The 22,275-nt window shown below is 63.5% G+C and carries 22 protein-coding genes; 13 read left to right on the plus strand and 9 right to left on the minus strand.

Features of this window, described 5'->3' with window-relative positions:
- Window positions 1–19: 19 nt before the first annotated feature.
- Window positions 20–1,243 (plus strand): GGDEF domain-containing protein, encoded by a 1,224-nt coding sequence (locus tag EUU22_RS14505; protein WP_129332676.1) that lies wholly within the window; start codon window positions 20–22, stop codon window positions 1,241–1,243.
- Between the two features lie 32 nt (window positions 1,244–1,275).
- On the opposite strand, the gene EUU22_RS14510 is transcribed toward EUU22_RS14505, so the two are convergent.
- Both EUU22_RS14510 and EUU22_RS14515 read right to left on the minus strand, forming a co-directional pair.
- Entirely contained in the window at window positions 1,276–1,899 is a 624-nt protein-coding gene (locus EUU22_RS14510; RefSeq protein ID WP_129332677.1) for a glutathione S-transferase family protein, read from the minus strand.
- 127 nt (window positions 1,900–2,026) lie between these two features.
- The gene (locus EUU22_RS14515; protein WP_129332678.1) at window positions 2,027–3,241 is read right to left on the minus strand and encodes an NADP-dependent isocitrate dehydrogenase; all 1,215 of its coding nucleotides are present in this window, start codon (window positions 3,239–3,241) and stop codon (window positions 2,027–2,029) included.
- A 229-nt stretch (window positions 3,242–3,470) separates the two neighbouring features.
- Between EUU22_RS14515 and EUU22_RS14520 the strand changes: the two genes are divergently transcribed.
- The 7 genes from EUU22_RS14520 to EUU22_RS14550 all read left to right on the plus strand — a co-directional run bounded on the left by EUU22_RS14520 (window position 3,471) and on the right by EUU22_RS14550 (window position 9,927).
- Complete coding sequence (locus EUU22_RS14520) at window positions 3,471–4,001, plus strand: hypothetical protein (RefSeq protein ID WP_129332679.1); 531 nt, start codon at window positions 3,471–3,473, stop codon at window positions 3,999–4,001.
- 23 nt (window positions 4,002–4,024) lie between these two features.
- A complete protein-coding gene (locus EUU22_RS14525; protein WP_129332680.1) occupies window positions 4,025–4,555 on the plus strand; it encodes a hypothetical protein in 531 nt (176 codons plus the stop codon).
- Complete coding sequence (locus tag EUU22_RS14530) at window positions 4,552–5,115, plus strand: hypothetical protein (RefSeq protein ID WP_129332681.1); 564 nt, start codon at window positions 4,552–4,554, stop codon at window positions 5,113–5,115. The genes EUU22_RS14525 and EUU22_RS14530 overlap by 4 nt, the downstream gene beginning before the upstream one ends.
- 66 nt (window positions 5,116–5,181) lie before the next feature.
- Window positions 5,182–6,006, plus strand: a complete 825-nt coding sequence (locus tag EUU22_RS14535) for an RNA methyltransferase (protein ID WP_129332682.1) — start codon at window positions 5,182–5,184, stop codon at window positions 6,004–6,006.
- Window positions 5,987–6,790, plus strand: coding sequence for a glutamate racemase (gene murI / locus EUU22_RS14540; RefSeq protein WP_129332683.1), 804 nt, complete (start codon window positions 5,987–5,989; stop codon window positions 6,788–6,790). The genes EUU22_RS14535 and murI overlap by 20 nt, the downstream gene beginning before the upstream one ends.
- Before the next feature lie 144 nt (window positions 6,791–6,934).
- On the plus strand, window positions 6,935–8,227 hold the full coding sequence (locus tag EUU22_RS14545) for a hemolysin family protein (protein ID WP_129332684.1): 1,293 nt from the start codon (window positions 6,935–6,937) through the stop codon (window positions 8,225–8,227).
- 173 nt (window positions 8,228–8,400) lie between these two features.
- Complete coding sequence (locus EUU22_RS14550) at window positions 8,401–9,927, plus strand: helicase HerA domain-containing protein (protein WP_129332685.1); 1,527 nt, start codon at window positions 8,401–8,403, stop codon at window positions 9,925–9,927.
- Window positions 9,928–9,964: 37 nt separating this feature from the next.
- Here the strand turns inward: EUU22_RS14550 and pepT are convergent, their stop codons facing one another.
- Together pepT and EUU22_RS14560 are read right to left on the minus strand one after the other, a co-directional pair.
- Entirely contained in the window at window positions 9,965–11,206 is a 1,242-nt protein-coding gene (gene pepT, locus EUU22_RS14555; RefSeq protein WP_129332686.1) for a peptidase T, read from the minus strand.
- A gap of 127 nt (window positions 11,207–11,333) precedes the next feature.
- Window positions 11,334–12,323, minus strand: a complete 990-nt coding sequence (locus tag EUU22_RS14560; RefSeq protein WP_129332687.1) for a TerC family protein — start codon at window positions 12,321–12,323, stop codon at window positions 11,334–11,336.
- Window positions 12,324–12,751: 428 nt separating this feature from the next.
- Between EUU22_RS14560 and rpsD the strand changes: the two genes are divergently transcribed.
- The 4 genes from rpsD (at window position 12,752) to EUU22_RS14580 (ending at window position 16,137) form a co-directional block, all read left to right on the plus strand.
- Window positions 12,752–13,369 (plus strand): 30S ribosomal protein S4, encoded by a 618-nt coding sequence (gene rpsD / locus EUU22_RS14565; protein ID WP_129332688.1) that lies wholly within the window; start codon window positions 12,752–12,754, stop codon window positions 13,367–13,369.
- A 68-nt stretch (window positions 13,370–13,437) separates the two neighbouring features.
- The gene (locus EUU22_RS14570; protein ID WP_129332689.1) at window positions 13,438–14,364 is read left to right on the plus strand and encodes a glutaminase; all 927 of its coding nucleotides are present in this window, start codon (window positions 13,438–13,440) and stop codon (window positions 14,362–14,364) included.
- A gap of 61 nt (window positions 14,365–14,425) precedes the next feature.
- Window positions 14,426–15,313, plus strand: coding sequence for a tRNA 2-thiocytidine(32) synthetase TtcA (gene ttcA, locus EUU22_RS14575; protein ID WP_129332690.1), 888 nt, complete (start codon window positions 14,426–14,428; stop codon window positions 15,311–15,313).
- Between the two features lie 2 nt (window positions 15,314–15,315).
- Window positions 15,316–16,137 carry an inositol monophosphatase family protein gene (locus EUU22_RS14580; RefSeq protein WP_129332857.1) on the plus strand — a complete coding sequence of 274 codons (822 nt, stop codon included), beginning with the start codon at window positions 15,316–15,318 and terminating at the stop codon, window positions 16,135–16,137.
- 35 nt (window positions 16,138–16,172) lie between these two features.
- Here the strand turns inward: EUU22_RS14580 and EUU22_RS14585 are convergent, their stop codons facing one another.
- Together EUU22_RS14585 and grxD are read right to left on the minus strand one after the other, a co-directional pair.
- On the minus strand, window positions 16,173–17,378 hold the full coding sequence (locus EUU22_RS14585; protein ID WP_129332858.1) for a multidrug effflux MFS transporter: 1,206 nt from the start codon (window positions 17,376–17,378) through the stop codon (window positions 16,173–16,175).
- Between the two features lie 145 nt (window positions 17,379–17,523).
- Complete coding sequence (grxD, locus tag EUU22_RS14590; RefSeq protein ID WP_129332691.1) at window positions 17,524–17,859, minus strand: Grx4 family monothiol glutaredoxin; 336 nt, start codon at window positions 17,857–17,859, stop codon at window positions 17,524–17,526.
- Here grxD and EUU22_RS14595 point away from each other — a divergent pair.
- Window positions 17,849–18,082 (plus strand): hypothetical protein, encoded by a 234-nt coding sequence (locus tag EUU22_RS14595; protein ID WP_129332692.1) that lies wholly within the window; start codon window positions 17,849–17,851, stop codon window positions 18,080–18,082. The genes grxD and EUU22_RS14595 overlap by 11 nt on opposite strands.
- 100 nt (window positions 18,083–18,182) lie before the next feature.
- Here EUU22_RS14595 and EUU22_RS14600 read toward each other — a convergent pair whose 3' ends face one another.
- The 3 genes from EUU22_RS14600 to EUU22_RS14610 all read right to left on the minus strand — a co-directional run bounded on the left by EUU22_RS14600 (window position 18,183) and on the right by EUU22_RS14610 (window position 22,192).
- Window positions 18,183–18,416, minus strand: coding sequence for a BolA/IbaG family iron-sulfur metabolism protein (locus EUU22_RS14600; RefSeq protein ID WP_129332693.1), 234 nt, complete (start codon window positions 18,414–18,416; stop codon window positions 18,183–18,185).
- Between the two features lie 28 nt (window positions 18,417–18,444).
- Entirely contained in the window at window positions 18,445–20,667 is a 2,223-nt protein-coding gene (gene purL / locus EUU22_RS14605) for a phosphoribosylformylglycinamidine synthase subunit PurL (RefSeq protein WP_129332694.1), read from the minus strand.
- A gap of 106 nt (window positions 20,668–20,773) precedes the next feature.
- Window positions 20,774–22,192, minus strand: a complete 1,419-nt coding sequence (locus EUU22_RS14610; RefSeq protein WP_129332695.1) for an aminotransferase-like domain-containing protein — start codon at window positions 22,190–22,192, stop codon at window positions 20,774–20,776.
- Between the last annotated feature and the right edge of the window lie 83 nt (window positions 22,193–22,275).

Genomic DNA, 22,275 nt, shown 5'->3' on the forward strand with positions numbered 1-22,275 from the left:
GTGACGATTTGAGGATGCCGTGGCCAGTCTCTTTCACGTTCCGACATTGATGGCCTGCCTGCTCGCCATCTGGGCGGTCTTCGCCATTCTTCTGACGATGGCATGGCATCAGGAGCGGCATCGTCCGGAGCTGGCGATCTGGAGCATCGGCTTCTGGCTGGGCGCCTTCGGCGCCTTGTTCCTGTCGATGCGGACAATCCTGCCTGAGGCGTTGACGATCGGGCTCGGAAACGGCCTGCTCATCCTGGCGACCGGGCTCGCCTGGCTCGGGTTCCGCGCCTTCGATGGTCTGTCGTTGAAATTCTGGGTGCCAGTCGTTCCGACCGCCATCTGGATCGCGGCATTCCTTTTCTGGCCTGGTTTCCAAGACGACGTGAATGCCCGGATCGCACTGGTCTCCGTGCTGATCGTCATCCTCAGCCTGATGTTCGTCCGCAGCATGTGGCAGGGGGAGGCGATCGAGCCGCTGCCCTCGCGCAAACTGGTGCTGGGCACGATGGCCATTCACGCCACGATCAACGCCGTGCGCCTGCCGCTGGTGATTATGGCGCCGGTGGTGGAGCAGGGTGGTGTCGCCCTTTCCGTCTGGCACGGTGCATTCACGTTCGAAATCGTCGTCAACACGCTCTTCTGCGGCATGGCGCTCTTTTCGCTCGGTCGCGAGCGAGTGACGGCGGAATACAAGCGCGCCTCCCAGATCGACGCCCTGACCGAGATCTTCAACCGGCGCGCCTTCAGCGAACATGTCGAAGCCTACCGCCGCCGCGGCGTCGAAGGTGCGATTGCGCTTCTCGACCTCGACCACTTCAAGCGCATCAACGACACCCATGGTCACGGCGCGGGCGACAAGGTGCTTTGCGCCTTCGTCGCCATGGTTCGGGATATCTTGCCTGATGGCATCATCTTCGGTCGGTTGGGCGGCGAGGAGTTTGCCCTCTATCTGCCGGGCCGCGAGCCTGGCGAGGCCTATGCCATCTGTGACCGGCTCCGTCGAGCGGTCGAGAACCTTCCGGTCGACTGGAACGGACATCGCCTCCGTCTGACCGTGAGTATCGGTCTCTGCGGCGATGTGCCGGCGGGTGTCGATCTCGGCACGGTTCTCGGTTTCGCCGACCGGTCGCTTTATGCGGCCAAGCGCAACGGCCGCAACCAGATCGCCTTCGCAGACGGTGCAGAAGGCCTTGGTCAGTTTCTCCCGGGCTCCGTGCCGGAGACCGCACTCCACCAGCAACACGGGCCCTGAACGATCCGCGGATCAAGCGTGTCGCGCCGGGATCAGGCGCCTTGCATTTCCCGGGTTGCCGCCTCGTCGAGTGCTGCGGCGCGGGCAGCGGCGGGCCGGCTGCCGACACGTCCCAGATAGCTCTCGAAAGCGGAACGCTTCTCGATCGACCCGGTGTGCAGGCCCCAGCCGATATGCGATCCGACATAGACATCGGCTGCGGTGAAGCGGTCGCCAGCCACGTAGGACGACTGCGATACGGCATGTTCGAGCGTGTCCATCACATCCTCGAACGAGCCGTAGCCGACCATGCGCTGCCTGTCGGGGGGAACCTCGAAGCCGAGCGCGCGGTTGGAGGTCACTGCCTCAAGTGGACCGGCGGCGAAGAAGAGCCAACGATAGTAGCTGCCGCGCTCAACCGCCGGCGGCGCAAGTCCCGCGTCAGGGAAGGCATCGGCGAGATAGGCGCAGATCGCGGCGCATTCGGTGACGACCGTCTCGCCGTGGCGGATCGATGGTACCTTGCCCATCGGATTGACGGCCCGGTATTCGGGCGATTTCATCGGTGCGCCGAAGGGCACGATCTCGGTCCGGTAGGGCTGCCCGGTCTCCTCCAGCATCCAGCGGACGATCCGCCCGCGCGACATCGGATTGGTGTAGAAGGTCAGTTCCGTCATGCGTGGTCCTCCTCCATGCTGCCACTCGTGGTTTCGCGTGGATGGAAGTTGAACGCTGCAACGCGGGCGGACGCAACAAAAAACCCGGCGCGAGGCCGGGTTTTCGTCATTGTCGGTTGCCGATGGCTCAGGCGGCCATGGCCTTCTGCAGGTTCTCGTCGACCTTGTCGAGGAAGGCGGTCGTGGAGAGCCACGGCTGGTCGGGGCCGATCAGCAGTGCCAGGTCCTTGGTCATGAAGCCGCTTTCGACGGTGTCGACGCAGACCTTTTCGAGCGTCGTCGCGAAACGGGCCAACTCGGCATTGTCGTCGAGCTTGGCGCGGTGTGCGAGGCCGCGGGTCCAGGCGAAGATCGAGGCGATCGAGTTCGTCGAAGTTTCCTGGCCCTTCTGGTGCTGGCGGTAGTGGCGGGTGACCGTGCCGTGCGCGGCTTCGGCTTCCACCGTCTTGCCGTCGGGGGTCAGCAGCACCGAGGTCATCAGGCCGAGCGAGCCGAAGCCCTGCGCAACCGTGTCGGACTGCACGTCGCCGTCGTAGTTCTTGCAGGCCCAGACATAGCCGCCGGACCACTTGAGCGCCGATGCGACCATGTCGTCGATCAGGCGGTGTTCGTAGATGATGCCGGCTTCGTCGAACTGTGCCTTGAACTCGTTCTGGTAGACCTCTTCGAAGATGTCCTTGAAGCGGCCGTCATAGGCCTTGAGGATGGTGTTCTTGGTCGACAGGTAGACCGGCCACTTGCGCATCAGGCCGTACATCATCGAGGCGCGGGCGAAATCGCGGATCGACTCGTCGAGGTTGTACATCGCCATGGCGACGCCGGCGCCGGGCGCCTGATAGACTTCCTTCTCGATCACCTGGCCGTCTTCGCCGACGAACTTGATGGTCAGCGTGCCCTTGCCGGGGAACTTGAAGTCGGTCGCCTTGTACTGGTCGCCGAAGGCGTGACGGCCGACGACGATCGGCTTGGTCCAGCCCGGAACGAGACGCGGCACGTTCTTGCAGATGATCGGCTCGCGGAAGATGACGCCGCCCAGAATGTTGCGGATGGTGCCGTTCGGGCTCTTCCACATTTCCTTGAGGCCGAATTCCTTCACGCGGGCTTCGTCCGGGGTGATCGTCGCGCACTTGATGCCGACGCCGTGCTTCTTGATGGCGTTGGCGGAATCGATCGTGACCTGGTCGTTGGTGGCGTCGCGGTTCTCGACCGAGAGGTCGTAATATTCGATCTGCAGATCGAGGTAGGGCAGGATCAGCTTTTCTTTGATGAACTGCCAGATGATGCGGGTCATCTCGTCGCCGTCGAGATCGACGACCGGATTTGCAACCTTGATCTTCTTCATGAATGCCTCTTGAGCGCTGCGGATCGAAATCCTGAGGGTGGTTAAAGCGAAAATCCGGAGCGCTATAGCATTGCACGCTCGTCAGGCAAAGGCGCGGGCCTGCGAATGTGAGGGTTTTTATCACCAAAGTTGGACGGATATATCGCGCAATTTGGACCGCTCCGCCGATTGCCGTTTCTTGCCCCCGAGATAGAGTGCCCGGACCTTTCTTTCCGCGGAAACACCTTCGATGAAAACGCCGAGATCCTTTCTCCTGCTGGCCTCGCTGGTTGGCGCACCTGTCGCTGCGTTCGCCGCCGATCCGACAGTGCCGGTCAAGACCGTCATCGAGGTTGCCGCTGGGAACTGGTCGGAGACCAGTCCGACTGCAAACGACGTCTTCGACAACGAGCGTCTCGGCCAGCTTTTCAGCGCCGACTTCGCGAACGTCTATCGCGAGGCGTCGAAGCACCCTGCCTACGATCCGCCGGAGGGTGAGACGACCGGGAGCCCGTTCGACTACGATCCGATCGCCGGCGGCCAGGAGGGCTGCGCCTTCGAGAATATCCGCGTCGAGGACGATGGCGAAGGCCAGGTGACGGCGCTCTTCAACAACCGCAAGTGCCTCGGGGACGATCCCGCCTACAAGGAGGACACCGTCCTGATCTTCCATGTGGTCGAGGAGCAGGGACGCACGGTCATCGACGACATGTACCGCCTCGAGGACGGGCAGTCGGGCAAGTCCCTGAAGGACGAGCTCAAGGATATTGCCGGCCAGTGACGGTCGGTCAGGGAGACTTGGAAATGAAGACGATTGTTGTTGCCACATGCATGTCGTTGCTCGCCGGCGGGGCATTCGCCGCCGACGCCGACGAGCCGGTCAAGGTGCTGATGGAGATGGCGGCCAGCAATGCCGCCGTCGAGCCCGGTCCGAACGCGGTCTACGCCGACTATTTCGCGCCCGGCATGCTGCTCATGTATTTCAGCGACGGCTTCGTTCGCGAGTTCACCACGGCGCTGCTCAAGCAGAAGGAAGGGCACAGTCAGGTCCTGATCGACTGGGACCCGGTGATTGGCGGTCAGGACGGTTGCGCGCCGAAGGACGTGACCTATGGCAAGCCCGAGACGAAGGGCGCCGTCACCGAGGTGCTTGTCAGTTTCAAGCGCAGCTGGTGCTACGAGGGTGACGCCGAGACCAAGGAAGAGGTCACCCAGGTGACCTATCGGCTGGTCGAGGAGGGCGATGAGACTGCCGAAAAGCACTTCGTGATCGACGACATCCATTTCGCGAACGACGTGCCGCTGCGCATCTCGCTCCAGGAGTTGGCGAAATGAGAAAGGCCGTCTTTCTTACTGCAACCCTCCTCGTCGCGAGCGTGACCAGCGCCTTCGCAAACGAACCGCGGGATCCGGTCGTCGCCCTGATGGCTGTCGCCGACGGCATCGAAGGCAACAGCGAGGCGAGTGACTATTTCGACGAGGTTCTCCTGACGTCCATCTACAGCGCGAGCTTCGCCCAGGTCTATCGGATGGCAGTGCTCGGCGACCAGCTGCTCGATCTGCAAGGGGAAATGACCGGCCAGGACGAAGTCGTCGTCAGCCAGGACCCTTGCGAGATGAAGGACCTGAAGATCGTTCCGCGGCCGGCGAAGGACAAGGTGACGCCGGTCGACGTCTATTTCGACGTCTCGTCCTGCTGGGGGAACGATCCGCACCTCGATCAGCCGTCCCTGACCGTCCACGTGGTATCGGAGAACGGCCGCTACGTCATCGACAACTTCTGGAACAGCGATTACGACGGCGGCCGGCTCGAGACCTCGGTCAAGGCGAAGTTCGCGGCGCTTGCCAAGCGGTATGTCGACGACATGCTGACGAGCCGTTTCTCTCCCGAATAGCTGCCGTCTTTGCCTCCGCCCGATTTTGTGCCAAGGGAGACGCCGAATTCCTTGGAAGGGTATGAGATGGCAGGCACCAACAGCGAGCGCGAACTTCTGGCAGAGGGGCCGGCGATCATTCTCGTCGAGCCGCAACTCGGCGAGAACATCGGCATGGTGGCGCGCGCGATGGCGAATTTCGGCCTCTCCGAGCTTCGCCTCGTCAACCCGCGTGACGGCTGGCCGAGCGAGAAGGCGCGTTCGGCGGCATCGAAGGCCGACCATGTGATCGACGCGACGCGGGTCTTCGAAACGCTCGAAGAGGCGATCGCCGACCTGAACTTCGTCTATGCGACGACGGCACGCGAGCGATACGGTTTCAAGCCCGTGCGCTCGCCCGTGGTCGCGGCTGAGACCCTGCGGCAAAAGTTCGTCGTCGGCGAGAGAACCGGCATCCTCTTCGGGCGCGAGCGCTTCGGCCTCAGCAACGAGGAAGTGGCCCTTGCCGACGAGATCGTGACCTTCCCGGTCAATCCCGCTTTCGCGTCGCTCAATATCGCACAGGCCGTGCTGTTGATGTCCTACGAGTGGATGAAATCCGGCATGGACGACCTGACCGTCACCGCCTTCCAACCGGTCGAGCAGCGCCCGGCGACGAAGGAGGAGGTCCAGGGCCTATTCGAACATATCGAGGAGGCACTGGACGCGCGCGGCTATTTCCGCCCTCCCGCAAAAAAGCCGAAAATGGTCGACAACCTCCGCGCCGTCCTCTCGCGCCGCGCCTTTACCGCACAGGAAATCAGCGTGTTCCGCGGGGTGATCTCATCTCTCGACCGGTTCCCCCGCCTGAATCCACGGGGGAGTGCAGGGCCGGTCAATCAGGCAGGCGAAGATGGCGGCGATGACGCGTGAACTGAAGCCCGTACTCGTATTCGATTCCGGCATTGGCGGCCTGACCGTGCTGCGGGAGGCGCGGGTGCTGATGCCGGAACGCGGCTTCATCTATGTGGCCGACGATGCCGGCTTCCCCTATGGCGGATGGGAAGAGGAACCGCTCAAGGCCCGCATCCTCGATCTTTTCTCCGATCTGCTCGGCACCTACGACCCTGAGGCGGTGATCATCGCCTGCAATACCGCCTTTACGCTTGCCGGCGCCGATCTTCGCGCCCGCTTTCCCGAAATGCGCTTCATCGGCACCGTGCCGGCGATCAAGCCGGCGGCCGAGCGCACCCGTTCCGGCCTCGTTTCGGTGCTCGCGACACCGGGAACCGTCAAGCGCGCCTATACCCGGGATCTCATCCAGTCCTTCGCCGGCCAGTGCCATGTCCGGCTCGTCGGCTCGCAGAATCTCGCGGGCATGGCAGAAGCCTATATCCGCGGCGAATCGATTGCGGACGACCTGGTGCTCGACGAGATCATGCCGTGCTTCGTCGAGATGGACGGACGGCGCACCGACATCGTTGTGCTCGCCTGCACGCACTATCCGTTCCTCGCCAATATCTTCCGCCGATTGGCGCCGTGGCCGGTGGACTGGCTGGATCCGGCGGAGGCGATCGCCCGCCAGGCCCGGCGTCTCGTACCGCCGGCGTTCGATGCGGAACACCCGGAACAGCATGATTTCGCCGTCTTCACCTCCGGCAATCCCGATTTTTCCACGCGGCGGCTGATGCAGGGGTTTGGTCTCAGGACTTGCTGACGGGAGTTTTTAGTGTCCGTAGACTTGCCCTTCATCGGAAATGCTCAATTTTCCTACGGTATTTTGAAAAGCGTCTTCAATATATGCTAGTGGTTCGCTGATGCGCCCTCGCGGTGCGTCGATCAACGGAGCTCTCGAACTGCCTTGGCCATAGAAATCATCATCGTGATTTTGCTCACCGTCCTGAACGGCGTCCTCGCAATGTCGGAAATGGCGGTGGTTTCCTCCCGCTCCGCAAGGCTCAAGGTGCTCTCCGAGCAAGGCAATCACGGCGCGACGGTCGCCATCCGGCTTTCCGAGGAGCCCGGCCGATTCCTGTCGACGGTGCAGATCGGAATCACGCTGGTCGGGGTGCTGTCCGGTGCCTTCTCGGGGGCGACCCTCGGTAGCCGGCTCTCGGACTGGCTCTTGTCGCAGGGTATCTCCCCGGCTTTTTCGGACGCCATCGGCGTCGGCTCCGTCGTCGTCCTCATTACCTATCTGTCGCTGATCATCGGCGAACTCGTGCCGAAGCAGATCGCCCTTCGCAATCCCGAAATCATGGCGGCCCGCATCGCCCGTCCGATGCTGGTCCTCTCGAAGATTTCCGCCCCGCTCGTCTGGCTGCTCGATAATTCCGGCCGACTGGTCCTGAGCCTGCTCGGCCAGAAGGAGATGGCCGCCGGCACGGTGACCGACGAGGAGATCAAGTCGGTTCTCGCCGAGGCCCAGAGCGCCGGTGTCATCGAAACCGAGGAATCGGCGATGATCTCCGGTGTCATGCGCCTGGCCGACCGGACCGCGCGCGGGCTGATGACGCCGCGTCGCGACGTCGAAGTTCTCGATCTCGAAGACAGCATCGAAGAAATCCGCGAGCATCTTCGCCACACCCAGCATTCGCGCCTGCCGGTGCGCGACGGCACCTCGGACGAAATCATCGGCGTCCTTTTCGTCAAGGATTTCTACAACGCCGTCGTCGCCGAAGGCGAGGATTTCGACCTGCGGTCGATCGTCACCGAAGTACCGATCGTCTCCGACTTCTCGAGCGCGATCGACATCATCGAGGCGATGCGGAAGGCACCGCCCCACATGGTGCTGGTCTATGATGAGAACGGCCATTTCGAAGGCATCATCACCTCGGGCGACATCCTGGAGGCGATCATGGGTGCTTTCCTGGAGGACGAGACCGAGGAGCGTGCGATCGTCAAGCGCGACGACGGTTCCTTCCTGGTTTCCGGATGGATGCCGATCGACGAATTCGTCGATCATGTGCGCGTCCGCGTGGAGGAGGACCCAGACTATACGACGGTCGCCGGTTTCGTCATCGACGTGCTGAAGCACATCCCCGAGCTCGGCGAGAGCTTCATCGCCGACGGCTGGCGCTTCGAGGTGATCGACCTCGACGGCCGGCGCATCGACAAGCTGCTGGTGGCTCCGGCGGAACAGGGCGAGATCTGATCGCCTTGGTGCCTTTCAGGGTGAGGATCGATTTCACCTGACTGGCCGCCCTCCATTGCCTGTGGGTTTCCGCAATTGAAATGGCGAAATACGCCGAGGTCTTTGATAGGTAGGCAGGACGAGTGCCGGGCCGGAAAGGCCGGGCTTGTGATTCGAAACGAGAGGTAGGCAAGTTGCAGGTCGGGATCGATATGGGAACGGTGGCTGGCGGCCAGCCGGCCAAGCTCGATATCGAGGAGCTGCTCGCCACCCGTCTTCTGGTGCAGGGCAATTCCGGTTCCGGCAAGTCGCATCTCTTGAGGCGCCTGCTCGAACAGTCGGCGCAGTGGGTGCAGCAGGTCGTCATTGATCCGGAGGGCGACTTCGTCACGCTCTCGGATAAATACGGCCATCTCGTCGTCGACGGGGAGCGCACCGAAGCCGAGCTTGCCGGCATCGCCGACCGCATCCGCCGCCATCGTGTTTCCTGCGTGCTGACGCTGGAGGGGCTCGAAATCGAGCAGCAGATGCGCGCGGCTGCCGCCTTCCTCAACGGCATGTTCGATGCCGACCGCGAGTTCTGGTATCCGGTGCTCGTCGTCGTCGACGAAGCGCAGATGTTTGCGCCCTCCATGGGCGGCGACGTCTCGGAGGATGCGCGGCGCATGTCGCTCGGCGCCATGACCAACCTGATGTGCCGCGGGCGCAAGCGCGGCCTCGCCGGGGTGATCGCCACGCAGCGCCTTGCGAAGCTTGCGAAGAACGTCGCGGCCGAAGCCTCGAACTTCCTGATGGGGCGCACCTTCCTCGATATCGACATGGCACGAGCCGCGGACCTGCTCGGCATGGACCGCCGGCAGGCGGAGATGTTTCGCGACCTGAAGCGCGGCAATTTCGTCGCCCTCGGCCCGGCGATGTCGCGCCGGCCGCTGCCGATCGTCATCGGATCGGTCGAGACTTCCGCGCGTTCCTCCAGCCCCAAGCTGATGCCGCTGCCGGAGGCGCCGCAGGACGTCGAAGACCTGATCTTCACGCCGGACCCGGAGGAACTCGCCCGCCCGATCGTCCGCCGCGCGCCGCCGCAGCCGCGCCCGACGACGGATATTCTGGCCGAGCTGTCGCGCGCGACGCCTGCGGCCTCCACCCCGGTCGCGGCCGAAAGCCGTCCCGGCGCCCTGGAAATGTCGCCCGAGGAGCGGGAGGAGCGCCTCTCTGCTGTACTCGCCGAAATCCTCGACGATCCGCAGGCCGCCTACCGAACCGATTCCGTCCTCTACCAGGAGTTCCTCGTCCGCGCCCGCATGCGCCGGATCGGCGGTCCGCCGATGGCGATGGGCGAGTTCCGTCGACGGGTCGCCGTGGTACGCTCGGGAGTCGACGCGGAAACGGCGGCGTCGGACGCCTGGAAGGCGGCGCTTTCTCTGGCGGAAGGTGTTTCGGAGGACCTGCAGGGCGTCTTCCTGATGATGGCGAAGGCGGCGATCCGCAAGGAATCCTGCCCGTCGGACCTGAGGATCGCGCGGGCCTACGGCACCCATTCGGCGCGGCGTGCCCGCAGGCTCCTCGGCTATTTCGAGGAGCAGGGGCTCGTTGTCGTCCACACCGATTTTTCCGGCAAGCGCATCGTCGCCTTCCCGGACCTCGAGGCGGAAACGGCGCCCGGAAGCGCCGATGCGGCGGACGACCAGCCGGCGCCGACGGATCATTTCGCGGCGGAGTAGCTCCTACTCTTCTTCCGGCTTGGGAGCTTCCGGGCCCTCAGGCCCGCTCTTCCCAGACCTTCACCAGTTCCACGATCGTCTTCACTGCCGTTTCCATATCCTGCACGCTCACCCATTCGAGCGGCGAATGATAGGCATGGCCGCCGGTGTAGATATTGGGGCAGGGCAGGCCCATGAAGGAAAGGCGTGAACCGTCGGTGCCGCCGCGGATGCTGGTGACCTTCGGCTCGAGCCCGAGGCGGCGGGTCGCTTCCAGCAGGTTTTCCATCACCTCCGGATGGCGGTCGAGGATGATCTTCATGTTGCGGTACTGTTCCTTGACCGTGAAGGTGAAGGTCGAGCCCGGATAGCTTGCCATGACCTCCTCGGTGATCGCCTTCAGGAGCGTCTCCTTTTCGGCGAGGCCCTTTTCCTCGCAATCGCGGATGATGAAACCCAGTTCCGCGCCCTCCATCGAGGCGTTGACTCCGACCGGATGGATGAAGCCCTGCCGCTCTTCGGTCGTCTCCGGCGCCTGGTCTTTCGGCAGGCGGGCAATGATGTCGACGGCGATCTTGATGGCGTTCTCCATCTTGCCCTTGGCGGTGCCGGGATGGATCGCGACGCCCTTGACCGTGATGGTCACGCCGTCGGCCGAGAAGGTCTCGTTCTCGATCTCACCGACGGTCGAGCCGTCCATCGTGTAGCCGAACTTCGCGCCGAGCTTTTCCAAGTCCACCTTGTCGGCGCCGCGGCCGATCTCCTCGTCGGTGGTGAAGAGGATCTTGACCGGCCCGTGCGGTATCTCGGGATTTCGGACGAGGAACTGCGCTGCGGACATGATTTCGGCGACGCCCGCCTTGTCGTCGGCGCCGAGCAGCGTCGTGCCGTCGGTTGTGACGATGTCATGGCCGATCTGATCCTTCAGGTCCGGGTGTTCCGAAACGCGGATGACCTGGCTCGTGTCGCCGACGAGGCGGATGTCGCCGCCTTGGTAGTTCTTCACGATCTGCGGTTTGACGCCGGTGCCGGAAAAGTCCGGGGCCGTATCCATGTGGGAGCAGAAGCAGATCGCCGGCACATCCTTGTCCGTGTTGGCCGGGATCGTCGCATAGACGTTGCCGTGTTCGTCGAGATGGGCGTCGTCGAGGCCGAGCGCTTTCAGCTCCTGCTCCAGAAGCCGACCGAGGTCTTTCTGCTTTTCCGTAGAGGGTTGGGCCTGCGAGGTCGGATCAGACTGCGTATCGATCACGACGTAGCGGAGAAAGCGGTCGAGAACGGTGTCATGGGGAAGGGACATGGCGGATATCCGATTCTGGCTGAAGGTGACGGCGAACTTAGCGCGCCGGTCACGCCGCGGGAATGCCGGTTTCGGGAAAAGAAGACCGCGCCGGCAGGTTCTGGCGCGGCGATTGGCAGGATGGATGTTATTCGGCGGGCTTGGCGGATGCCGGCGTGCCGCGGGTTGCCCAGAGCGAGCCGAGAATGCCGGCAGCAAGGATCGCGACGGTGACACCCAGTGAGACCACCGGCGGGATCTTGGCAAGCCCCAGCATATCGGCGACGAAGATCTTCGAGCCGATGAAGATCAGCACGACCGACAGCGCATATTTGAGATAGGTGAAGCGATGGATGAGGGCGGCCAGCGCAAAGTAGAGCGCCCGCAGGCCGAGGATCGCGAAGATGTTCGACGTGTAGACGATGAACGGGTCGGTGGTGATCGCGAAGATCGCCGGGATCGAATCGACGGCAAAGACGAGGTCGGCGAACTCGATCAGGATCAGCGCCAGCATCAGCGGCGTCAGATAGGTTTTCAATCTGCCCGTCTTCGGGTCGGCTTCGCGGGTGAAGAACCTGTCGCCACGCAGCCCGTCGGTGACGGGCAGACGCTTGCGCAGCACTTTCAGAACCGGGTTGTTCTCCACGTCATAGGGTTCGCTGCTCGAAAACAGCATCTTGATGCCCGTAATGATCAGGAAGGCGGCGAAGAGATAGAGAACCCAGCCGTAGTTCTCGACGACGGCTGCACCGGCGGCGATCATGATGCCGCGCAGTACGATCACGCCGAGAATGCCGTAGAGCAGGACGCGGTGCTGGTATTCGCGCGGGATGGAGAAATAGCCGAAGATCATGGCGATGACGAAAATATTGTCCATCGCCAGGCTCTTTTCGATCACGAAGCCGGTCAGATATTCGACGCTCGCCTGCTGGCCGAACTGGCTCCACACGAAACCGGAGAAGAGAATGCCGAGCGTCATGTAGAAGCCGGACATCAGCAGGCTCTCCCTGATGCCGATCTCGTGGCTCTTCCTGTGAAGAACGCCGAGGTCGAGGGCGAGCAGAGCGATTACGGCGGAAATGAAGGCGAGCCACATCCAGACGGCGGCGCCCTGGAAATCAACCCATAGGAAATCCATGACATAATCCATGCCGGATCAGGTTGGTTGGAAGAGCACCGACATCACGGTCGATCCGGCGATACACGTCAGAGGGGCCCGGTGCCGCGGATGGAGGTGGGAAGCCGGCCGGAGGTGTTCAAGAGGCGGGCGACGGAAAACGAAGGCTACGAGCCGAATGGCGTCCCCATGGTCCCGGAAAGACAGAACCAAGCAAACTCGGCCGCGTTTGCAGGGTGCTTGTTGACAATTCCGCGACTTCCCCCTAAAGACAGCGCCAGCACCGGGTGGCGACGCCCGGTGTTTCATTTGACATGTCCCGTGGCTGCTCCGTTGCTGACGTGAGCCGCCTGTCAGGAGAAGCCGGAAGGCGATCCAGAGGAGGGCGTGTTTCCTAACAGAGCGGGGCCGGAAGGCGCCGCCATAAGAAGACGTCGAAAGGAAATACGATGAGCAAGCGCGCATCATCCAAGTACAAAATTGACCGCCGCATGGGCGAGAACATCTGGGGCCGTCCGAAGTCCCCGGTCAACCGCCGCGAATACGGCCCGGGCCAGCACGGCCAGCGCCGCAAGGGCAAGCTCTCCGACTTCGGCGTGCAGCTGCGCGCCAAGCAGAAGCTGAAGGGCTACTACGGCGACATCCGCGAGAAGCAGTTCCGCGCGGTCTACGAAGAAGCCAACCGCCGCAAGGGCGACACCGGTGAAAACCTGATCGGCCTCCTGGAATCGCGCCTCGACGCCATCGTCTACCGCGCGAAGTTCGTGCCGACCGTCTGGGCTGCCCGCCAGTTCGTCAACCACGGCCACGTTACCGTCAACGGCGTTCGCGTCAACATCGGTTCCTACCGTTGCAAGGCCGGCGACGTCATCGAAGTTCGCCAGAAGTCCAAGCAGCTGGTTACGGTTCTGGAATCGGTCCAGCTCGCCGAGCGTGACGTTCCGGACTACATCGAAGTCGACCACAACAAGATGGTCGCGACGTTTGCCCGCGTTCCGACGCTCTCCGACGTTCCGTACCCGGTCGTCATGGAACCGCAGCTGGTCGTCGAATTCTATTCGCGCTAATTGCGTGCTATCCGGAATTCAGGAAAGCCGTCCCTCGGGGCGGCTTTTTTGTTAGGAGGACTGTCTTCATGGATCTTCAGGCACTTCTCGACGGGATTGTCGCAGAACTCGCGGAACGACGGGGCGAGGGCAAGGTGGCGGACTATATCCCCCAGCTTGCCAAGGTGGACCCGCACCAGTTCGGGATCGCGGTGACCACGGTTGACGGCAAGGTTTACGAGGCCGGCGACGCCGCGGTGCCTTTCTCCATCCAGAGCATTTCCAAGGTCTTCATGCTGACGCTGGCGCTCGGCAAGGTCGGCGAGGCGCTCTGGCGCCGGGTCGGGCGGGAGCCGTCCGGCACGGCCTTCAACTCCATCGTCCAACTCGAGCATGAGCACGGCATTCCCCGTAATCCTTTCATCAATGCCGGCGCCATCGTCGTCTGCGACCTCGTCCTCGCCGGCTACAAGCCGAAGGAGGCGATCGGCGAATTCCTGCGCTTCGTCCGCTCGCTCGCCGATGACGACACGATTACCATCGACAAGGCGGTGGCGCAGTCGGAAACGGCGACGGGCTACCGCAACTATGCCCTCGCCAACTTCATGCGTTCGTTTAATAACCTCCAGCATGATGTTGATCATGTTCTCGGAGTTTACTTTCACCAATGCGCGCTTGCGATGACCTGCCGGCAATTGTCGCGGGCCGGGCTCTTTCTGGCGGCGCGCGGTGCGGACCCGATCGGCGGCTATTCCGTGGTGTCGGAAAAGCGCGCGCGACGTATCAACGCCCTGATGCTCACCTGCGGCCACTATGACGGCTCGGGCGATTTCGCCTTCCATGTCGGCCTGCCGGGCAAGAGCGGCGTCGGCGGCGGCATCATGGCGATCGCGCCGGGCAAGGCGTCGATCGCCGTCTGGTCTCCGGGACTGAACAAGGTCGGAAACTCCGCACTCGGCACCGTCGCGCTCGAAATGCTTGCCTCGCGCACCGGCTGGTCGGTGTTCGGGGCTTGATCTTCACGCGCCGAGCAGGCATTGCCAGTGCGAGCCATCCCGGCCGTCCCGGAGCCAGACGATGACACTTTCGACGTCCGCCGAGCAATTCGACGCCGATGCCGGCGATGATGGGGAGATCGCGGACGCGGTTTCGGCCCATCCGGTCTTTGCCAATGCCCCGCGCTCGGTAGGCTTCAACAAGTTGCGCAAGCGGCTGATACGGCAGATTCGGCAGGCGATCGCAGATTTCGACATGCTGAAGGGGCAGAAGCGCTGGCTGGTCGGCCTTTCCGGCGGCAAGGACAGCTATGGGCTGCTGGCGCTGCTTCTCGATCTCAAATGGCGGGGCCTGCTGCCGGTCGATCTCGTCGCCTGCAATCTCGATCAGGGGCAACCGAACTTTCCCAAGCACGTGCTGCCCGACTATCTGAAGTCGATCGGCGTTCCGCACCGGATCGAATACCGCGACACCTATTCGGTGGTGACGGAGAAGGTGCCGCAAGGCGCCACCTACTGTTCGCTCTGCTCGCGGCTCAGGCGCGGCAATCTCTACCGGATCGCCCGCGAAGAGGGCTGCGAGGCGCTGGTGCTCGGACATCACCGCGAGGACATCCTCGAGACCTTCTTCATGAACTTCTTCCACGGTGGCCGGCTCTCGGCCATGCCGGCGAAGCTGCTGAACGACGAAGGCGACCTGATGGTGCTCAGGCCGCTCGCCTATGCCGCGGAGGAAGATCTCGCGCGGTTCGCCGCCGCCATGCAGTTTCCGATCATCCCCTGCGATCTCTGCGGCTCCCAGGACGGGTTGCAGCGCAATGCGATGAAGGAAATGCTGGCCGGTATCGAAGCGAAGATGCCCGGGCGCAAGGACGCCATGTTGCGGGCGCTCGCCCATGTCGACCCGTCGCATCTGCTCGATCCGAAGCTCTTCGACTTCTCCTCCCTCTCGCCGACAAAGGACGAATGACCATGGTCGATCTCGACATCGCTGCGCTCGCCAACGTGCTTCAGGAGGCGGCGTATGCCGAGATCCTGCCCCGCTTTCGCAATCTCGGGGACGGCGACATCCGGATGAAGACAGAGGCGATCGATCTCGTCACCGAGGCCGACGAGGCGGCCGAGCGGATGATCCGCGACCGGGTGGCGGAACTGCTGCCGGATGCGCTCTTCGTCGGCGAGGAGTCGGTTGCCGCCGATCCGGCCCTTCTCGGGAAGATCGGAGATGCCGATCTCGCCGTCGTCGTCGACCCGATCGACGGCACCTTCAACTTCGCCGCAGGCCTGCCGCTGTTCGGCGTGATGATGAGCGTCGTCTCCGAAGGCGAGACCGTTGCCGGCATCATCTACGACCCGATCGGCAACGACTGGGCGATCGCGGAAAAAGGATCAGGCGCCTGGCTCTGCCGCACCGATGGCTCGCAGGAGCGGATGGCCATGCGGCCCTCGCAGCCGCTGTCGCAGATGATCGGGATCGCCAATACGGGCTTCTTCGAGATCGAGAAGCGTCGCAAGCTGCTGGTCAATCTCGCCGAGGTGCGTCTCTTCACCAGCTATCGCTGCGCGGCGCACGAATACCGCCTGCTCGCCCAGGGGCACATGGATTTCGCCATGTACAACAAGCTGATGCCCTGGGACCATCTCGCCGGCACGCTGATCGCACAGGAGGCGGGCGCTTACGCGGCCCGCTTCGACGGATCGCCCTACCTTCCGCACCATACGGCTGGCGGCTTGCTGATTGCCAATGACGAGGAGAGCTGGCGGGAGCTCATGGCGAAGGTCTTCACCATCTGAGACAAAAAAACCCGGTCAGACCGGGCTTTTTCTTGTCAGCGCGGGGCGTTCTGCGGCCGGAACAACTGTCCCTTCTCGGCGATCAGCACGAAAACCAGGCCGATCACCGAGACGATGAAATAGCCGGCCACCATCGGCAGCGCCGTTCCGTCATATGCCTGGCCGATTGCGGCCCCGATCAGCGAGCCGCCGACCGTGCCCATGAAGCCGAGCACCGAAGATGCCGTTCCGGCGACATGGCCGAGCGGCTCCATGGCGAGCGAGTTGAAGTTCGAGCCGATCCAGCCGAACTGGAACATTGCCAGCGCGAAGAGCACGAAGAACAGGGGGAAGGGCATCGGCTGTGGCCCGAGGACCTGCACCAGCAACCATACGAACGTGATGGAGATGAAGCCGACCAGCGAGGCATGCGAGAGCCGTCGCATGCCGAAGCGTCCGACGAGGCGCGAATTCACGAAGGACGACAGCGCCATGAAGGTCGCGACGCCGGCGAAGGCGACCGGGAACCATGTGCCGAGTTGATAGATGCCGACATAGATCTGCTGGGCCGAATTGATGAAGCCGAACAGCGCGCCGAAGATGAACGTGCTCGCCAGCGTGTAGCAGAGTGCCACCCGGTCGGTGAGCACGATACGGAAACCTTCGAGGATCGACCGCGCGGTGAACGGCCGAACGTCCGCCGGTGACAGCGTTTCCGGCAAGCGGACATACATCCAGCAGCCGACGAGCGTTGCCACCGCCGCCATGAAGACGAAGATCAGGTGCCAGTGGCCGAGCAGCATGATGACCTGACCGGTGCCGGGAGCGACGACCGGAATCACCATGAAGACCATCATGATCAGCGACATGACTTCCGCCATCTGACGGCCGCCGTAGACATCGCGAACGACGGAGATGGTGATGACACGCATGGCGGCCGAGCCGAGACCCTGGATAAAGCGGAGCACGAGCAGCGCGCCGAAGCTCGGCACCAGCGTGACGGCGAGGGAGGAGAGAACGTAGACGCCGAGGCCGAACAGCATCGGCTTGCGGCGGCCGAAGCGGTCGGCGACCGGGCCGTAGAAGAGCTGCGCGATGCCGAAGCCGATCAGGTAGGCCGAGACCACGTACTGGCGGTGGTTCTCGTTGGTGACGTCGAGTGCGCTGCCGATCTGTTGGAGCCCCGGCAGCATGATGTCGATCGCCAGCGCATTCAGCGCCATCAGGAACGCCATCAGCGCGATGAATTCCGGCCGTCCCATGCCCTTGAGCAGGGAAGGACGCGATTCCAGTGGTTTGTTCATCGAATCCATTCCTGAAAAACAGCGAGAAGGCGCCGTGGGAGGCGGCGCCTTGGCAAGTTGAACGCGTCATGGATGTCCGCGGCGTATGCCGCGGATCGGGATATCAGGCGGCGCCGCGGGCGCTGATGCCCTGTTCGGCGAGATGCTTCTGCAGTTCGCCCGACTGGAACATTTCGCGGACGATGTCGCAGCCACCGACGAATTCGCCCTTGATGTAGAGCTGCGGAATCGTCGGCCAGTTCGAATAGTCCTTGATGCCCTGGCGGATCTCGTCATCGGCGAGCACGTTGATGCCCTTGTAGTCGACCCCGACGTAATCGAGGATCTGCACCACCTGACCGGAGAAGCCGCACTGCGGGAACTGCGGAGTGCCCTTCATGAAGAGAACCACGTCGTTGCTCTTCACTTCGTTGTCGATGAGTTCGTTGATGCCGCTCATGGCAAAATCCTTTCACATGCGGTTCAAGTGCCGCTGCTTCGTCTTTCGCTTAGATAACATGGCGAGCCGAGATTTCCAGCCGCCAATTGAAAAAAGCCAGAAACAGGCGAAGGGTGTGTCCTATCGGCTTCGGCGGTTGATCCGGCGAGCCGCGCGCGCCGTCTTGCCGGCGCTGCGCGTGATGCTCTTCTGCCGCGAGGCGGACGTCCGGTGGGCGACATGAGAGCGCCGTCGGCGCCTCGTGAGCCCCGAGACGATGCTCCTGATCAGTGCCGCGATGAATTCGCCGAGGACGCCCTTCACGGTCGTGACTTTCCGCCGGCCTATTCGGGAACCGAGGTCTGCAAGGCGAGCGCATGCAGGACGCCCCCCATGCTGCCCTTCAGCGCGTCATAGACCATCTGGTGCTGCTGCACGCGCGTCTTGCCGCGGAACGCCTCCGCGACAACCTCTGCGGCGTAGTGATCGCCGTCTCCGGCCAGATCACGGATCACGACGCGGGCCCCGGGGATGCCAGCCTTGATGAGATCCTCGATGTCGCCGGGTTTCATAGCCATGATCGGTACTCCTTCCTTGCGGGCGGCCTCAGGCCAGTTCTCCGCTCATGAAGTCAGGGAACCACGATTCATGGGCCGAGCGCAATTGCTCAATTGCCACCGGGCGAGCCTGTCCCAGCTTGACGGTCGAACCGCCGGTCCGGCCGATCCACGGGCAGAAAACGCCGGCCGCTTCGGCGCGGACGAGCACCGCATCGACGTTCTCTTCCTTGACGGTCACGACGTAGCGGCCCTGGTCCTCACCGAAGAAGACCGGGATCGGATCGGCGTCGTTGAGTGCGTTGATGCTGGCGCCGATGCCCGAGGCCATCGCCATTTCGGCGACCGCGAGAGCAAGGCCGCCGGACGAGCAGTCGTGGACGGCAGTCGCGAGCCCGTCCTCGATGAGGCCGCGAACGAATTCGCCCGCCTTCTTCTCTTCGACGAGGTCGACATGCGGGGCAGGGCCGTCGGCGCGGCCGTGAATATCGCGCAGGTAGACCGACTGGCCGAGATGCGTGCCCCAGCTGGAAGGTGCGCCGGCGAGCAGGATGGCTTCGCCCTGGGCGGCAAAGCGGATGCGGGCCATCTTCGACCAGTCATTGAGCAGGCCGACGCCGCCGATCGTGGGGGTCGGCAGGATCGCCTGGCCGTTGGTCTCGTTGTAGAGCGAGACGTTGCCCGAGACGATCGGGAAGTCGAGGGCCTTGCAGGCCTCGCCGATGCCTCTGATCGCAAAGACCAGCTGGCCCATGATCTCCGGGCGCTCGGGATTGCCGAAATTCAGGTTGTCGGTCGCAGCGAGCGGCAGGGCGCCGGTCGCGGTGATGTTGCGCCAGCATTCGGCGACCGCCTGCTTGCCGCCCTCGAACGGGTCGGCCTCGACGTAACGCGGCGTTACGTCGGAGGAGAAGGCTAGCGCCTTGGTCGGGTGGGTGTCGACGCGGACGACGCCGGCGTCGCCGCCCGGAAGCTGCAGCGAGTTGCCCTGGATCAGCGTGTCGTACTGTTCATAGACCCAGCGGCGCGAGCAGTTGTTCGGCGAGCCGACGAGCTTCAGGAGGGCATCGGCGATGTCCGCCTGCGGGATGTCGTTTTCTGCGAGAGGCGCCGGCGCCTTCGGCTCGACCCACGGGCGGTCGTATTCCGGAGCCTCGTCGCCGAGTTCCTTGATCGGCAGGTTCGCCACTTCCTCGCCCTGGTGCAGGACGCGGAAGCGCAGGTCGTCGGTCGTCTTGCCGACGATCGCGAAGTCGAGACCCCACTTGTGGAAGATCGCCTCGGCCTGTTGTTCCTTTTCCGGGCTCAGGACCATGAGCATCCGCTCCTGGCTTTCCGAGAGCATCATCTCGTAGGCGGTCATGCGTTCTTCGCGGACCGGCACCTTGTCGAGATCGAGCTCGATGCCGAGGTCGCCCTTGGCGCCCATCTCGACGGCCGAGCAGGTGAGGCCGGCAGCACCCATGTCCTGGATCGCGATGACCGCGCCGGTCTGCATGAGTTCGAGGCAGGCCTCGAGCAGGCACTTTTCGGTGAAGGGGTCGCCGACCTGGACGGTCGGACGCTTTTCCTCGATCGATTCATCGAATTCGGCGGACGCCATGGTCGCGCCGCCGACGCCGTCGCGGCCGGTCTTGGCGCCGAGGTAGACGACCGGAAGGCCGACGCCCTTGGCCTGCGAGAGGAAGATGGCGTTCGACTTCGCAAGTCCTGCGGCAAACGCATTGACGAGAATGTTGCCGTTGTAGCGGGCGTCGAACTCGACCTCGCCACCGACCGTCGGCACGCCGAAGGAATTGCCGTATCCACCGACGCCGGCGACAACGCCGGCGACGAGATGGCGGGTCTTCGGATGATCCGGCGCACCGAAGCGAAGCGCGTTCATCGCGGCGACCGGGCGGGCGCCCATGGTGAAGACGTCGCGCAGGATGCCGCCGACGCCGGTCGCAGCGCCCTGGTAGGGCTCGATGAACGAGGGGTGGTTGTGGCTTTCCATCTTGAAGACGACGCAATCGCCATCGTCGATATCGACGACGCCGGCGTTCTCACCGGGGCCCTGCAGCACGCGCGGCCCCTTGGTCGGCAGGGTCTTCAGCCACTTCTTCGAGGACTTGTAGGAGCAGTGCTCGTTCCACATGGCGGAGAAGATGCCGAGCTCGGTGAACGTCGGCTCGCGACCGATCAGCTCCAGAATCCGGTCGTATTCCTCGGGCTTGAGACCGTGGGCGGCGACGAGTTCAGGCGTGATCGGAATGGCGTTCGGAATGGTCATGATCTTCTCTGGATCGTTGGGACGGCGGCTTTGGACTGCCTATAGCCCATGCGCGGCCAAACCGCGATAGGGAAATTGCCCGTTTTCAACCTGATCCGGAGGAGATTCAGGAATCGGTTTCGTACGCGGCCGGGCCTCCGTCCAGCAACCGCCGGAGGGTATGGAGACCGGCGAGCACGGCTTCCCGCTCGCGGCCTTCGCTGAAGCCCACGCGCACGTGGTGATAGACGCGGGAGGAGCGGCCGGCCTTGAACTCGTCCTCGTCGTCGATCAGGACGCCCTCGTTGAGCGCCGCCTGCTTGAAAGTCCCTGAAAGCCAAGGCTCCGGCAATTGCAGCCAGAAGAACGGAACGCACGGGTGAGAGCGGAACACGTGGCCGGCAAAGATATCGCGCACGTGCCGCTCGCGGATGCCGATCTCCTCCACGACGCGCGCGCGGATCTCGTCGGCCGCGCCCGAAAGCACGAGCTGTGCGCTGAGCTCGGCGAGGATGAAGGGCATTCCGCCGGATGTCATCTTCTGGGTGACGCGCAGGCGCTGCGAAAAATGATCGGGGGCCGCGACCCATGCGCCGCGAACACCGGCGGCGACCGCTTTCGACAGGCCTCCGACGAGAAAGGTTCGGTCGGGTGCAATTTCCGCAAGCAACGGAATGCGGTCCCGCACCAGCGCGCCATAGATGTAGTCCTCGATCAGGAAGACGTTGTACTTGCGCGCGATATCGGCGATCTGCCGCCGCCGCTCCTCGGGCAGGGCGCTCAGGGTCGGATTCTGTCCCGAGCTGATGATGAAGGCGAGCTTCGGGTGCTCGCGTGCGCAGACCCTTTCGAAGTCCTCGGGCAGGATTCCGTCCCGGTCGGAATCGACCAGGCAGACCTGGCGGCCGATCAGGGTCGCGCTGCGCGCCACCTGCGAATAGGTCAGATGTTCGCAGAGCAAACGGTCGCCGGGGTTGGTCACCGCCGCGATGATGGCGACGACGGCGGCATGAACACCGAGATGCGGCGTGATTGTCTCTGCGTCGGGTGCCCAGTCGCCGCTGGCCAGCCACCGGCGACCCGCCTCCAGCCAGTGCGGGGCGAGCGTCCGGGTGTAGCTCGCAAGCTCGCCCGGATAGTCGCGGGCGATATCCTGCATCAGCTGCGCGACAAAAGCCGCCTGTCCGACGTCGACGGCGGCCGTGGTGTCGAAGCGCAGTTTTCCGGCGGGGGCCGTCAACGGTCTCGTCCCGCCGAACCGGGCAACGACCGGATCTCCGGCCGGCGCGGGCGCTTCCCGCTGTGCCGCGAGCACGTAGGTGCCCCGTCCGACTTCACCGGACACGAGGCCGCGCTCGCGCAACAGGTTGTAGGCCCTGGAGATCGTCCCGATCGTGACGCCCATGTCGTAGGCGATATCCCGCTGCGGCGGCAGCTTCGCGCCGTCTGAGAGGCGACCGAGCTTGATGTCACGCTCGGTCGCGTCGGCGATGCGAACATAGAGGGGGCCTTCGGTCGAGGCGAGGTCTGGAAGCCAATTTGTCATGGTGACATTTTTCTAGATTGTCATCATTTGACTGTCAATCCATACAAATTGTACCCCATCTTGATCAAGCCTCTTCGGAGATG

The organism is Ciceribacter ferrooxidans, from assembly GCF_004137355.1.
Lineage (GTDB): Bacteria > Pseudomonadota > Alphaproteobacteria > Rhizobiales > Rhizobiaceae > Allorhizobium > Allorhizobium ferrooxidans.

Coding starts and splice junctions, on each gene's coding strand:
- EUU22_RS14510 (WP_129332677.1), bottom strand. CDS start 1,899: ATGACGGAACTGACCTTCTACACCAATCCGATGTCGCGCGGGCGGATC.
- EUU22_RS14515 (WP_129332678.1), bottom strand. CDS start 3,241: ATGAAGAAGATCAAGGTTGCAAATCCGGTCGTCGATCTCGACGGCGAC.
- EUU22_RS14520 (WP_129332679.1), top strand. CDS start 3,471: ATGAAAACGCCGAGATCCTTTCTCCTGCTGGCCTCGCTGGTTGGCGCA.
- EUU22_RS14525 (WP_129332680.1), top strand. CDS start 4,025: ATGAAGACGATTGTTGTTGCCACATGCATGTCGTTGCTCGCCGGCGGG.
- EUU22_RS14530 (WP_129332681.1), top strand. CDS start 4,552: ATGAGAAAGGCCGTCTTTCTTACTGCAACCCTCCTCGTCGCGAGCGTG.
- EUU22_RS14535 (WP_129332682.1), top strand. CDS start 5,182: ATGGCAGGCACCAACAGCGAGCGCGAACTTCTGGCAGAGGGGCCGGCG.
- murI (WP_129332683.1), top strand. CDS start 5,987: ATGGCGGCGATGACGCGTGAACTGAAGCCCGTACTCGTATTCGATTCC.
- pepT (WP_129332686.1), bottom strand. CDS start 11,206: ATGTCCCTTCCCCATGACACCGTTCTCGACCGCTTTCTCCGCTACGTC.
- EUU22_RS14560 (WP_129332687.1), bottom strand. CDS start 12,323: ATGGATTTCCTATGGGTTGATTTCCAGGGCGCCGCCGTCTGGATGTGG.
- rpsD (WP_129332688.1), top strand. CDS start 12,752: ATGAGCAAGCGCGCATCATCCAAGTACAAAATTGACCGCCGCATGGGC.
- EUU22_RS14570 (WP_129332689.1), top strand. CDS start 13,438: ATGGATCTTCAGGCACTTCTCGACGGGATTGTCGCAGAACTCGCGGAA.
- ttcA (WP_129332690.1), top strand. CDS start 14,426: ATGACACTTTCGACGTCCGCCGAGCAATTCGACGCCGATGCCGGCGAT.
- EUU22_RS14580 (WP_129332857.1), top strand. CDS start 15,316: ATGGTCGATCTCGACATCGCTGCGCTCGCCAACGTGCTTCAGGAGGCG.
- EUU22_RS14585 (WP_129332858.1), bottom strand. CDS start 17,378: ATGGGACGGCCGGAATTCATCGCGCTGATGGCGTTCCTGATGGCGCTG.
- EUU22_RS14595 (WP_129332692.1), top strand. CDS start 17,849: ATGCCGCTCATGGCAAAATCCTTTCACATGCGGTTCAAGTGCCGCTGC.
- grxD (WP_129332691.1), bottom strand. CDS start 17,859: ATGAGCGGCATCAACGAACTCATCGACAACGAAGTGAAGAGCAACGAC.
- EUU22_RS14600 (WP_129332693.1), bottom strand. CDS start 18,416: ATGGCTATGAAACCCGGCGACATCGAGGATCTCATCAAGGCTGGCATC.
- purL (WP_129332694.1), bottom strand. CDS start 20,667: ATGACCATTCCGAACGCCATTCCGATCACGCCTGAACTCGTCGCCGCC.
- EUU22_RS14610 (WP_129332695.1), bottom strand. CDS start 22,192: ATGACAAATTGGCTTCCAGACCTCGCCTCGACCGAAGGCCCCCTCTAT.